At 43.2% G+C, this 13,686-nt stretch carries 10 protein-coding genes; 3 read left to right on the top strand and 7 right to left on the bottom strand.

Going from position 1 to position 13,686, the window contains the following annotated elements:
* Window positions 1-67 precede the first annotated feature (67 nt).
* Genes yajC through WC615_RS10890 form a run of 4 tightly spaced genes read right to left on the bottom strand, consistent with a single transcriptional unit; the run spans window position 68 to window position 2,940 of the window.
* Window positions 68-394, bottom strand: a complete 327-nt coding sequence (gene yajC, locus WC615_RS10875; protein WP_372978125.1) for a preprotein translocase subunit YajC — start codon at window positions 392-394, stop codon at window positions 68-70.
* Between the two features lie 11 nt (window positions 395-405).
* Window positions 406-849 carry a DUF1573 domain-containing protein gene (locus WC615_RS10880; RefSeq protein ID WP_372978126.1) on the bottom strand — a complete coding sequence of 148 codons (444 nt, stop codon included), beginning with the start codon at window positions 847-849 and terminating at the stop codon, window positions 406-408.
* 7 nt (window positions 850-856) lie between these two features.
* Window positions 857-1,807 carry a transcription antitermination factor NusB gene (nusB, locus tag WC615_RS10885; RefSeq protein ID WP_372978127.1) on the bottom strand — a complete coding sequence of 317 codons (951 nt, stop codon included), beginning with the start codon at window positions 1,805-1,807 and terminating at the stop codon, window positions 857-859.
* 47 nt (window positions 1,808-1,854) lie between these two features.
* On the bottom strand, window positions 1,855-2,940 hold the full coding sequence (locus WC615_RS10890) for a Glu/Leu/Phe/Val dehydrogenase (RefSeq protein WP_372978128.1): 1,086 nt from the start codon (window positions 2,938-2,940) through the stop codon (window positions 1,855-1,857).
* Window positions 2,941-3,426: 486 nt separating this feature from the next.
* Between WC615_RS10890 and WC615_RS10895 the strand changes: the two genes are divergently transcribed.
* Both WC615_RS10895 and WC615_RS10900 read left to right on the top strand, forming a co-directional pair.
* Complete coding sequence (locus tag WC615_RS10895; RefSeq protein WP_372978129.1) at window positions 3,427-5,214, top strand: ABC transporter ATP-binding protein; 1,788 nt, start codon at window positions 3,427-3,429, stop codon at window positions 5,212-5,214.
* Window positions 5,215-5,342: 128 nt separating this feature from the next.
* Entirely contained in the window at window positions 5,343-5,663 is a 321-nt protein-coding gene (locus WC615_RS10900; protein ID WP_067052999.1) for a DUF3276 family protein, read from the top strand.
* 84 nt (window positions 5,664-5,747) lie between these two features.
* Here the strand turns inward: WC615_RS10900 and mgtE are convergent, their stop codons facing one another.
* Window positions 5,748-7,172: a magnesium transporter gene (gene mgtE / locus WC615_RS10905; protein ID WP_372978130.1), complete on the bottom strand. Its 1,425-nt coding sequence runs from the start codon at window positions 7,170-7,172 to the stop codon at window positions 5,748-5,750.
* A 196-nt stretch (window positions 7,173-7,368) separates the two neighbouring features.
* Here mgtE and ychF point away from each other — a divergent pair, with 196 nt between their 5' ends.
* Entirely contained in the window at window positions 7,369-8,472 is a 1,104-nt protein-coding gene (ychF, locus tag WC615_RS10910; RefSeq protein WP_372978131.1) for a redox-regulated ATPase YchF, read from the top strand.
* Window positions 8,473-8,613: 141 nt separating this feature from the next.
* On the opposite strand, the gene WC615_RS10915 is transcribed toward ychF, so the two are convergent.
* Both WC615_RS10915 and WC615_RS10920 read right to left on the bottom strand, forming a co-directional pair.
* Window positions 8,614-11,889: a carboxypeptidase regulatory-like domain-containing protein gene (locus WC615_RS10915; protein WP_372978132.1), complete on the bottom strand. Its 3,276-nt coding sequence runs from the start codon at window positions 11,887-11,889 to the stop codon at window positions 8,614-8,616.
* A gap of 219 nt (window positions 11,890-12,108) precedes the next feature.
* Window positions 12,109-13,686, bottom strand: a 1,578-nt coding sequence (locus WC615_RS10920) for a M1 family aminopeptidase (protein WP_372978133.1), incomplete at its 5' end; no start/stop codon positions are given.

Genomic DNA, 13,686 nt, shown 5'->3' on the forward strand with positions numbered 1-13,686 from the left:
CCTTAAGCCTTTCGCTTAATTATATTGTTATGCCCCGGGCGTTTAGCCTTAAGCTTTATGCTAAAAATTAGCTTTTAGCAGCAGGTGCTGGTGTATTCAATGCTTTTGAAGCATCTAACGATACAGCCGATTTATCAAAACGGATGCGGCCACCGCCTTCAGTCTCAATTAAAAAAGTAGTATCGGCAACTTCATATATTTTACCGTGTATACCGGCTGTAGTTACCACTTTATCACCTTTTTTCAGCTCGTCAACGTATTTCTTTTGGTCTTTTTGTTTTTTCATTTGCGGGCGGATCATGAAAAAGTAAAACACTACCGCAATTAAACCAAACATTATTAATTGCTGGTAACCTAAGCCACCGCCGGCCTGTAATAAAACTGTTGCTATCATTTGTATTTAAATTATTTAGTGCTAGGTGTAGTTACTTCGCCAATTAAGTGCACCATTGATTGTGCAGGTACGGTGTTGGCTGTAACTGTTATTTGTTTATCCTGCAGGCCCATTTTGGTGGCGCTGTTAAAAGTTACTTTTATTTCGCCGTCGGCACCGGGTTGTATGGGTGTTTTTGGCCATTCGGGCTTTGTACAACCGCAGGTTGCAACCGCATCTTTAATTATTAGCGGCGACTTCCCCGTGTTGGTAAATTTAAAGGCATAAGTTACTTTATCGCCTTCTTTTATCTTACCAAAATCGTGGGTTTCTTTTTCAAACTTCATCACCGGCGCATTGGTTGCACTTACGTTACCCGCATCAGCAACTGTAGCAGCTGTTGTGCTTTGGCTTGATTGGTTGCAGGCTGTAAAAAGCAAACCGGCAACAAGTGTACATAAAAACAGCTTTTTCATTTTTTGGTTATTCTATTAATCCCCTGCCTATTTTTTTAACCTTATTCTGGGCTTTTAACTCAAATAAAATCTTGTCTAATATACCGTTTATAAACGAATTACTTTTAGGCGTGCTAAATTCCTTCGAGATTTCCAGGTACTCATTAATGGTAACCTTAACCGGGATGGATGTAAAATTAAGAAATTCTACAATAGCCATCTTCATCAGTAGGGTATCCATCATGGCTATACGATCGGGCTCCCAGTTTTGGGTTTTTTGCGCTATCAACTCCTGGTACTCGGCATCATGGCGTATGCTTTGCTCAAACAGGTTCACTACAAATTCCCTGTCTTCAACCCAGTTACCGCTAATTTCTGCCAGCTGGTTTTTCTGCGGCTCGTCATCGTATGAGAAGTTTTTGAAGGTTTTGGCTATCAAAGCCTGCAGCACCTCGCGATCTGTTGGCCAGTAAATGAATTTATCCTCAAAAACCTGCTCTGCTAATGACGATTTAAGGATCACCTTTTTAAAGATGAATTTAATAATGTCTTTATCGCTTTGTATGTTATCATCTGTTTTTGCCAGGTATTCGGCATACTCTGATGAGTTTTTAAGTGTGGTAAATAACGATTTGGCAAGCTCAGGATCAAACGACCACTCAACCTTGTATTTTCTTACGGCAAGTAAGTACTCCTTATTATCTTGCAGAGAAGTATAGAACCTGTTGGTCAGGATCTTTTGGTTAACGTTTTTATCTTCGTCAGTAGGGCGGTGTTTATTGGCCCTTTCTTCCGCATCTCTCGATGTATATTCAATAACTTCGCTTACCAGCGACAGCATCCATATATACATCTCAAAAACCTGGTCAATGCTATGCAGCAGGTGTTTCTCGTGCGCTTTAATATCTTTAGTGTCTGACTGGTGGTAAGCGTACAATGATTGTAACACTTTTACCCTAAGGTGCCTTCTGTTTAACATTTGTAAGAACGATTTTATGCCCCGATCCTATCGGGGTAATGTAAATTTTAATAGGTTGATTTTACTTTTTTAATATCAGCAATACGTTTTTCGGCAATTTTGTTTGCAGCCTCGGTAGTAGAAATATTTTCCAACTTAGAAAGTTTTAAAACATTACGGGTGGCATCATAAATATTTTCGGTAAGCTGCATGGTGCGTTTCTTGCTAAAACCCATTAGTTCCGAATAACAGTTGATGATACCGCCTGCATTAATTACGTAATCGGGCGCAAAAAGGATGCCTTTTTCAAGCAGCATTTCGCCGTGCTCCTGCTCATTTTGCAATTGGTTATTAGCAGATCCGGCTATGATACCGCATTTCAACTTTTTAATGGTTTCGGTATTGATGGTTGCCCCAAGCGCACAAGGCGAATAAATATCGGCATCAATATCAAATATCGAATTATTGGATACTGCCTCGGCACCGTATTTTTTTGATACCTGGCGGGTACGCTCGTCGTTAATATCGCTAATGTAAACTTTGGCGTTCTCATCGCGCAGCAGCTTTACCAGGTTTTCGCCCACGTGGCCTATGCCTTGTACAATTACCGAGCGGCCGGTTATGGTATCGTTACCATAGAGCTCTTTTACAGCTGCTTTAATACCCATAAACACACCTTTCGCCGCAATTGGCGATGGGTCGCCGCTGCCACCCAAACTTTCGGGGATGCCGGTTACATGCTGGGTTTCCATACGGATGTACTCCATATCGCGCGGATTGGTGCCAACATCTTCAGAAGTAATGAACTCGCCGTTAAGGTTTTTTACAAAGCGGCCAAACTTGCGCATCATCGCTTCAGTTTTATCCTTGCGAGAGTCGCCAATGATCACCGAATAGCCGCCACCCATGTTAAGCCCGGCAATAGCACACTTATAGGTCATGCTTTTTGAAAGGCGCAAAACATCGTATAAAGCATCAGCTTCCGATTTGTAGCTCCACATGCGTGTGCTGCCAAAAGCAGGCCCAAGCGTGGTATCATGTATAGCGATTATCCCTCTTAAACCGGTATCCGGATCGTTGCAGAACACAACCTTTTTATGCCCAAAAGCATTAAGCTGGTCAAAAATACTATCAGTTGGTTGTTGATCGGACATGTTAGAACGCGGCAAATCTTATTTTTTTAGCACTGCAAAAGTATAGGTTTTTTTTATAGTGACAAAGTTTAGTTAGCCATGAAACAATAATGAACAAAAGATGAAAAATATGTGACGGAGGTTTTCCCTGTTTTGTGAAAATGGTCGGGGGGGGGCTTTTTATTTTTTTTGTTTAGTATTTTGATTTAACAGCTAAGGGAGAAAAATTGAGCAATAAAGAAATGATTATTTGGGTGTTGCCTGCGGCCCGGGCTATCCGCTCATACGCCCGCAGGCCTTAGCCTCATGGCCGGTATCCGCTCCTATCCCTAACACAGATGCGCACTTATTCCCTCCCTTGGGAGGGGATTAAAACCGCCTTACCCTCTTTCCGCGCAGCGAAGAGAGGGTGGTCGAGCGAAGCAATGACCGGGTGAGTTAAATAGTAAAGTGACAATTTGCCGACTTGAATTATAGGTTTCATTACCTTACTTTTGAAACTTCACCATGAAAGACCTCGCATACCTCAATAAATTCTTTATTAAATACCGCTGGCGCCTGGTGCCGGGTGTGCTGTTTGTAATTATATCAAACATTTTTGGGGTGTTGCCTGCACAAGTTATCCGTGTGGCTTTTGACCTGGTTACCGATAATATTGGCGTTTACCAACTATTTTCGGGCTTTAACAGGCAGCAAATTATTTATGACATATTTGGGTCCAGCCTGTTGCTGTTTGGCATTTTAGTATTGGTGCTGGCCCTGCTAAGGGGTTTGTTCCTGTTTTTTATGCGGCAAACCATTATCCTGATGTCGCGGCATATTGAGTACGATCTGAAAAACGAGATCTACGCCCACTACCAGTTGCTATCGCTTGCTTTTTACCGCCGCCACAACACCGGCGATTTGATGAACCGTGTTACCGAGGATGTTAGCCGTGTGCGTATGTACCTGGGGCCGGGCATTATGTATACCATTAACACGATTGTATTATTTGTACTTGTTATATACGCCATGCTAACGGTAAACGTAAGGCTGGCCGTGTTTTCGGTGTTGCCGCTGCCTATACTGGCCGTTATTATATTTTATGTAAATACGGTGATCGAGTTTCGCAGCGAGCAGATCCAGAAACGTTTATCGGCTTTATCCAGCTTTGTGCAGGAGAATTTCTCGGGCATCCGGGTCATCAAATCGTACGTACGCGAGAACTTTGTACGCGAAAAGTTTGCCGGGGAAAGTGAAGATTATAAAGCGCAAAGCATGGCTATGGCCAAAGTACAGGCCCTGTTTTTCCCATCAATGCTGTTGCTGATAGGCCTAAGTAACGTGATCACTATTTACATAGGCGGTGTAGAAGTAATGAAGGGCAATATCACCGCCGGTAACATAGCCGAGTTTATTGTGTATTTAAATATGCTGGCATTCCCGGTTATTTCACTGGGCTGGGTAACTTCACTTATACAGCGCGCTGCGGCTTCGCAAAAGCGCATCAACGAGTTTCTGCACCAGCAACCCGAGATCATATCACCCATTGCAGCACCGCACAACGTAAATGGTAAAATAGAATTCAGAAATGTAACCTTTAATTACCCCGATACGGGCATTACGGCGCTGAAAAAAGTCTCTTTTAAGGTGAATCCGGGCGAAATGGTGGCGGTTATTGGTCGTACAGGGTCGGGAAAATCAACCATCGCTAATTTAATTATGCGGATGTATGATACCACCGGCGGCGAAATATTGGTGGATGATAAACCACTCACCAGCCTTAACCTTGATAATTACCGTTCGCAAATAGGCTTTGTACCGCAGGAGGTTTTTCTTTTCTCTGATAAAATATCGCACAATATTGCCTTTAGTGCCGATGTGCTTGATATGCCACGTGTTGAACAGGCTGCTAAAGATGCTGCCGTTTATAATAACATTATTGAGCTGGAACACGGTTTTGATACCTTGATAGGCGAGCGTGGTGTAACCCTATCAGGCGGGCAAAAACAACGGGTAAGCATTGCACGGGCCATTGTTAAACAACCACAGGTACTAATTTTTGACGATTGCCTTTCGGCGGTTGATACCCGCACCGAGGAAGAGATATTGAGCAACCTGGGCCGAATTATGCAGGGTAAAACCAGCATTATCATATCGCACCGTATATCTACCATTAAAAATGCCGATAATATTTTGGTGCTTGATAATGGCGAGATTATAGAACAGGGTACCCACGCCCGCTTAATGGAGCTGAAAGGCCCGTATTTTGAGTTATACGAAAAACAACTGCTCGAAGAAGAAGAACAAGCCTAAAACGCAACCCTTTATCCCCATTAGGCGTAAAAGTTTCAATAAAGCTTTAATTATAATGCAATTAAATACTTGCAATTGAATTTTTATATATATTTAGGCCACCAAAACTATTACAATAAAAAAAATTTATGGGAGATTTTGACAACAGAGAGCGTGAAGAGGTTTACTCGAAGAAGGTGAGGGCCGGGAAGAGGACTTATTTTTTTGATGTAAAAGCAACCAGGTCTAACGACTACTATGTAACCATTACAGAAAGTAAAAAACGTTTAGAGGACGGAGTTTTTATTAAACATAAGATCTTTTTATACAAAGAGGACTTTGAGAAATTCGCTGAAGGGTTAAAAGACACTGTAGATTACATTAAAGACCACCAGGAAGTAGTAGAAAAACGCTATGAGTTTAGCGAGAATACCGAAGTGGCAAAAGCCGACGAAGATTTTTCGTTCTAAAAAAAGATATAAACAAACCTAAATTATATAATAATACCCGCTCAAAAGGCGGGTATTATTATTTTACAGGCATTGCTTAAATAGTTAATGAGCAAGCTTAGGGATATAGTTTAAAGCTGTAGGATGTAAAGGCGCCGCAGGGTGCAAAATATCGTGCATAATGATAGATGCTATACTAAAATAGATAATAAGGCCGGTAACATCAACCAGGGTAGCCACAAACGGTGCCGATGAGGTAGCAGGGTCGGCACCAAGCTTTTTCAGCAAAAGCGGCAGCATTGAACCTGATAAAGATCCCCATAAAACCACCCCTATCAGCGAGAAACCAACCGTAAATGCTATTAGCAGCCAATGCGGCCCGTAAACGGTGCTGAACTCGCTCCAGATAGTGATACGCAAAAAGCCGATTATACCCAAAATAACACCCAGCATTAAACCCGAAAGTAACTCGCGTCGCATAACCCGCCACCAGTCGGCAACGGTTACTTCGCCCAGCGCCATGGCCTGTATAATGAGCGTAGACGCCTGTGAGCCACTATTGCCCCCGCTTGATATGATTAATGGCAGAAAAAACGCCAACGCAACAACAATGCCTATTTCATCGCCAAAGTAACCCATGGCCGTGGCGGTAAGCATTTCGCCCAAAAACAGTACAATTAACCAGCCCACACGCTTTTTTACCAGGCGGAACAGGTTTATATCAAGGTATGGCTCATCCAGGGCCTCTGTACCCCCAATTTTTTGGATATCCTCGGTATATTCTTCGTTTGCTATCCAAAGGATATCATCCACAGTTACAATACCCAGCAGGATATTTTCGGCATCCACAACGGGCAGGGCAGTGCGGTTGTTCATCCTGAACACGTTGATGGCTTCTTCCTGCGGGTCGTTGGCATCAAGGGATATTAATCGGCCGTCCATCAGGGTGCTTATTTTTGTTTCCGGGTCAACCAATAGTATCTCACGTATCCGGATATCATCAAGCAAAATACCGTTTTCTCCTATCACGTAAATAACATCGATGGTTTCAGAATTTTTACCGTAACGGCGAATATGCGACAGCACCCGGTTTACATCCCAGCTTTTTTTAACGGCAATGTAGTCGGGCGTCATTAAACGGCCAACGCTATCTTCTTTATATCCTAAAAGAGATAGCGCCTCTTTCCTATCGGACGGGGAAAGGTGTAATATAAGGGTTTTTACCGCGTCGCCATGTAATTCGCTGAAAAGCGCGGTACGATCATCCGGTGGCAACTCGTTTATGATCTCGCCTACTTTTTGACCAGAAAGTTTTTTTATGATACGCTCCTGGGTTGGAAAATCAAGTATGCGGAATACGTTTACCGCCCGGTTTATCGACAGTATCTCGATAAACTTTGCCCCATGCTCGGGCAATTCATCTATAAGTTCCTCTACATCAGAAATGTTGAGATTATTCAGGTATTCCTTCAGCTGTGTAGTATCCTCCTGCTTCAGTAATAATTCTATTTGCTCAACCATCTCTTCCATAAAACCTCGTTTTTACATGTTTGTACCTTATTTTGTTGCTTGCAGTAACGCTGGCAAAAGTCGTTTATTTTTTCAAATTACAAGGCAGTTTTTTCTGTTATCTTTGCGCTTTAATTGAGTCAGGAAATCAAGAGTCAAGAGCCAAGACTCCTTTCTTGCTTCTTGGCTCTTGATTCTTGATTCTAAAAAAATAAAAATGGGTTTACAATGTGGTATAGTGGGTTTACCAAATGTGGGTAAGTCAACACTTTTTAACTGTTTATCAAATGCCAAAGCACAGGCGGCAAATTTTCCGTTTTGTACTATTGAGCCAAACGTGGGCGTAATTACCGTACCCGATGAGCGCCTTACAAAACTTACAGAGATTGTTAACCCTAAGAACGTAGTTCCGAATGTTATAGAGATAGTAGATATTGCCGGCCTTGTAAAAGGCGCCAGCAAAGGCGAAGGCCTGGGTAACCAGTTCTTAGCAAACATCCGTGCTACAAACGCTATTATACATGTACTTCGTTGCTTTGATAACGATAACGTGATACATGTTGACGGATCAGTTAACCCTATCCGCGATAAAGAGATCATCGATACCGAACTACAGCTGAAAGATCTGGATTCGATAGAAAAAAAGATCCAGAAGGTAGAGAAGATGGCCAAAACCGGCGGCGACAAAGAGGCTAAAAAAACCTACGATGTGCTTACCGTATACAAAAACCACCTGCTGGAAGGTAAAAGCGCGCGTACCGCCCCCGTTGCCGAAGAGGATAAGGAATACATTGAAGATATTTGGCTGCTTACCGCAAAACCGGTAATGTATGTTTGTAATGTTGACGAAGGTTCTGTAACTACCGGCAACGCTTATGTAGAGAAAGTAAAAGCGGTTGCCAAAGAAGAAGGCGCGCAGGTATTGGTAATATCAGCACAAATTGAGGCTGAGATTGCCGAACTGGAATCATTTGAGGAACGCCAGGAATTTCTTGGCGATTTGGGTTTAACCGAGTCGGGGGTAAACAAACTTATTAAAGCCGCTTACAGCCTGCTTAACCTGGCCACCTACTTTACCGCTGGCGTACAGGAAGTACGCGCCTGGACCATCACTAAGGGCTTTACAGCCCCACAGGCGGCCGGCGTTATCCACACCGATTTTGAAAAAGGCTTTATCCGTGCCGAGGTTATTAAATACGAAGACTTTGTAAAATACAACGGATCGGAAGCGGCTATAAAAGAAGCCGGTAAAATGGGCATCGAGGGTAAAACCTATATTGTAGCTGATGGGGATGTAATGCATTTCAGATTTAATGTGTAACCTATCCCAATAAATAGGGAATGATAATATAAAAATCCCCCGTTAGTAAACGGGGGATTTTTTGTTGTCGATATTTTAACACAACAAAAACGCCCGCAAAGTGCGGGCGTTGATGATTAAATATACTCGTGAAAAAAGAACTCAGAACGCGTAGCGCAGGCCGAATTGCATTTGCCAGCGCGACGCGAAAAGATCAACAGAGTACGGTAATCCCGGGTCGGCAAAGGTGTATTTTGGATACGTTGTTGCAGCATTCGGGAAAGTAGGTGTACCTGCTTTAACCGGAGTTAAGCCTACACTTGCTGTTGAGTTGAACGTATTGGCCGAAAAGTAGTACTGGCCCCAGTTTTTGTTCAACAGGTTGGTAAGGTTAACAATATCGTAAGTGAATGTTATTACTTGTTTGTGTTTACCGCTGCCAAACTTAAAGTCCTGCGCAAAGCGGAAATCAAGTTGGTTGTTCCATGGGGTAAAGGCAGCGTTACGCTGTGTGAAATCGCCACGGCGGGATGAAAGATACTTGCTCTTATCTATAAAGGCATCAAAAGCTGCTGCCTGCTGTGCGGCTGTTTGGGCCGGAGTGGTACCTGATGCCGCAATGTCAGAGAAGAAGTTAACTGTTTCGCCTTTTTTAGGGATGTAAGCTAAACTAAGCTGCTGGCCTGTTCCGTCGATAGCGCTTGGGTAGAAGCCATAAGTATATGGGTTACCTGATTGTGCGCTGAAAAAGAAGCTAAAGTTTGCAGTATAATTTTGAGAAGCATCCCAATCGTGTTTGAAATTTACGGTTGACACGATACGGTTACGGATATCAAAGTTTGAGTTAGCCAAACCAGGATTGTTAGGGTTTAAAGCCTGGTTTAACTGCCAGTTTGATTCCATTGAGTTACGTATACCATTGGTAACATCTTTTGAATGGCCGTAAGTATAAGCAACTGTAAAGTTTAATGAACTTACAGGGCTAAACTGTGTATTTTTAGCTATTTGTGCAGTTGCGCTGTAACGATAGCCCTGGTTTGTGTTTGATAAAAGGTAAGCATTGGCAAACAGTGGGTTTATCTTTTGGTTGATAAATATAGGCTGCTGGTGCTGGGTATCATACGGATAGTAAGTTACATTGTCAACAGTGTTTACCTGCTGGAATTTTAAATCGTGTATAACTTTGGTATAAATACCTTCTAAAGTAAATTTCCACTGATCCGCAGTTGTGTAATCAACAGCTAAGCTGCTTCTCCAAACCTGTGGCATTTTAAAGTGATTGTCAATCAAGTCAACCTGGGTTTTACCGGCAGCGTTGGTAATATTATCGCCCCTGTCTGCTAAAGATTGTGCGCCCCCATTTGCAGGTGCTTTTACAATAGTTGGGCCGCCTGCGGCTGGTGGGTTAAAATCAGACGCGCCATAAGTTTGGCCGTTGTTGTAGAACGCGTAACCAAACCATGCAAACGGAACACGACCGGTAAACAAGCCGCTACCACCACGTAGAATAACACTCTGATCGCCGTTTACATCATAGTTGAATGATACACGCGGGTTAAACTCAACGTTGTTTAAATAGTTCTGTTTAATGTCTTTTGGTTTGGTGTAAGTAAAGGTGTTACCGTAGTTAGGGTCAACCGGGGCGTTGGTAGTTTTATCGCTTAGCGGTTGTTTGTTTGGCACACCGGCGTAATCTGCCCGTAATGCTACAGTTAGTTTAAATTTATCTGATAGCTGGATCTCGTCCTGGCCATATAAGCTCAGCAGGTTAACATTAAACTGTGCTGACGGGTGCGCTAATATATAATCGCGGGTATCGTTGGTGTAATTATAGTTAGCACGTATACGTGACGGATTATCGGCTAAGAAATCGGCAACGCTTTTAAAGGCATCACGGCCATTCCAGGCGTTAACAAAGTTGTAGGTAATATCATAAAACTCGTTGTGCGTACCAAAGGTAAAGGTGTGTTTGCCTTTGGTCCATGTAAGGTTATCGGTAAACTCGGCCGTTTTTTGGTGCATATCAAAAATAGCGGCCTCGCGGTCGGTACCTACAAATATGGTTGAGCCCGGGGTTTTACCTGTTATTTCTATCTGTGGCAAAGCCGGGTTTGAGTTAGGGTCACGGTAGTCATGTACGTTTGAGTAACCCAGTACCAAACTATTGTTCACCGTGTTAGACAACCTTGATTTTAACTCGGCAACAGTTGAGGTTGAGTTGTTGTGCGATGTATAATCGATACCGCCAAAACGGAAGTTCTGCTGATCGCGCTCAAGGTTTGTTGCTGTAGAACTAATGGTATTATTACGGATAGTTAACTGGTTATTATCGTTGATGTTCCAATCCAAACGGTTAAAAAATTTGTTCGAGTTAGAGAAGATGGTGGTATTATCATAAGTACCTGCATCAAAACCCGCGTCAGAGAATTTTTTAGAAATGGCCTGGGCATCCTGCAACGACAAAATTTGGGTTGATCCCTGCGTACCGGCACCACGGATAACCGGGTCCTGGCGGCGGGCAATCTCTTCGTTTGTAAAGAAGAACAGTTTGTTTTTTACAATAGGTAAACCTAAACGGATACCTGTTTGGTAGTCATGGAAAGTGTTTGGCAGTTTTGAACCATCGCCACCGGCAGCTAATGCCGCATTGTTTGGCCCAACTAAGAACGCGCCACGGCCATATCCATATATAGCACCACTAACATCGTTAGTACCGCTGCGGGTAACCGCATTTATACTACCACCTAATACGTTACCAATTTTAATATCATAAGGGGCAACTAACACTTGTATATCCTGTATCGCATCTAACGATATAGGGCTTGTACGGGTGCTGCTGCCCACTTGGCCCGATGCATTGTTCTGCCCCCCTAATGACGGGCTAAAGCCAATCGCGTCATTATTAATGGCGCCATCAAGCGTTACGTTATTGTAACGGTAGTTAGTACCCTGAAACGAGTTGTTGTTGCTTTGTGGTGTTGTACGGGTAAGATCCTGCAGGCTGCGGTTAATGGCAGGCATATTGCGGATCTGGCTTTGACTTATACGGGTGCTGGCACCTGTTTTTGAAGCACCGCCGGTTGCTGTTATCCTTACCTCTTTAAGGTTTGTGGTTTCGTCAGTTAATACAAAGTTAAAGGTTGTGCTTCCCAGTGAAAGGTTAATGTCGTTATGTTCGTCTTTTTTGTACCCTATAAAAGTAGCGCTTATAGTATAAGGGCCGCCGGGGTTAACATTGGGGATGGTATAACGGCCATCGGCATTGGTTTGCGAGCCGTAACGGGTGCCCGTACTGTTATTTAAAACAGATACAGTTACCCCAGGCATAGTAACGCCTTTTTGATCGACAACCTTGCCGCTTAGTACGGATGTTGTGATCTGCGCGTTGGCTGCTGCCGCGAAGAATAGTGTTAAGATGATCAGGTAAAACTTTTTCATTTTAAGGGATAAATTATTTCCCTCAAATGTCCCGCGGCAATGTTAACGTGCCGTTAACCAGCTATTAGAATGAGATTAGAACTGTATTAACCAAATTTCTTAATTGGCTGCAATTAAGCTATTTACTAAAACGCAATGTTAAATAAATGTTAACAAAACACTAAAAACAAAAAAAAGCCACGCTTAATAAGCGTGGCCTTGCATATAATTTGTTAAAATTTATTTTGATGACGATACCTGCATTGGATTGGTACCTACAGACTGGCCACGGGCCGGGCCGCCTGCTTTTTGTTTAAACAACTGGAACTTAGAAGGCTCCGGCATTTTACCCCAATAATTGTTGCTTTCGTCAATATCCGCGGTTTCGCGCATAGGGTCAAGCTTTATAGAAGCAACCTCTTTATCGTGGATATAGAATTTAGAAGCTGTTTTTTCATTCAACCTCCAGATCTGAACCGGGATACGGTCTGTCCATTTGGTGCCATCTTTAAAAGTGAACTCCACTATAATCGGCATTACCAAACCACCTTTATTGCTAAAGTTTAGTTCGTAAAAATATTTGCTGTTGTAGTTGGCTTTATCAGCATTGGTCAATGGGTCGGTAGCAAAAGCCTGCGGTGCAGGTTGTGCCTTTACAATAGCCGCGAATTTAACGGTATCAACCGTTACTGTGCCCCTATCGTATTTCCAGTAAAAATCCTGCGTAGCAGTATCCCTGTCTGTCTGGAATTTGATGCTCTTATCGGTACGGTTACGTACTTTAGAGATATCTTCAAAACTGTTTACAGCAGGTGGCGCAACTTTTGGCGTGCCGCCACGCTGGCGCATAGCAGGCATTTTGCCATCCAGGTCAGCTTTAGCATATTTAACCGAATCTAAAGAGATATCAACCGGGTCGGTACCGTAGAACCAGCCTCTCCAAAACCAATCCAGATCCTCGCCGCTGGCATCTTCCATGGTACGGAACAAATCGGCAGGCGTTGGGTGTTTAAAGGCCCAGCGGTGCGCATATTCTTTAAAAGCATAATCAAATAACTTACGGCCCATAATGGTTTCGCGCAGGATGTTTAGCGCGGTAGCCGGTTTTGAGTAAGCGTTTGGCCCGAAACGAACAATGTTCTCAGAGTTGGTCATTACCGGCTCCAGTTCGTTCTTAGGCAATTTCATGTAATCAACAATGGTATATGCCGCGCCTTTTTTGCTTGGGAATTTGTTATCCCAAAGCTCTTCGGTAAGGTATTCAACAAACGAGTTCAGGCCTTCGTCCATCCATGTCCACTGGCGCTCATCGCTATTCACGATCATCGGGAAGAAGTTATGGCCAACCTCGTGGATGATAACACCTATCATACCATTCTTGGTGCTTTCGCTATAAGTACCATCTTTTTCGGTACGGCCATAGTTAAAGCATATCATTGGGTACTCCATACCGTTTGAAGCCTCAACAGATTGCGCTACCGGGTATGGGTAAGGGAAAGTAAAATCAGAATAAGTTTTAACCGTATGGGCTACCAAACGGGTTGAGTATTTGCTGTAAAGGTTGTAAGCTTCTTTACCGTAAAAGCTCATGCACATTACGTTTTTGCCGCTAACCTTTTGGCCCATGCCATCCCATACAAATTTACGTGATGATCCCCAGGCAAAATCGCGAACATTATTGGCCACAAAAACCCATGTTTTTTTACCTGATGCAGGTGCTTTCTCCGCTTTTTTCGCTTCGGCAAGGGTTACTATCTCAACAGGTGCTGTTGCTGTTTTAGCACGATTATAACGAGCTAAACGCTCAGGACTAAGCAC

Source organism: Mucilaginibacter sp., assembly GCF_041663085.1.
Lineage (GTDB): Bacteria > Bacteroidota > Bacteroidia > Sphingobacteriales > Sphingobacteriaceae > Mucilaginibacter.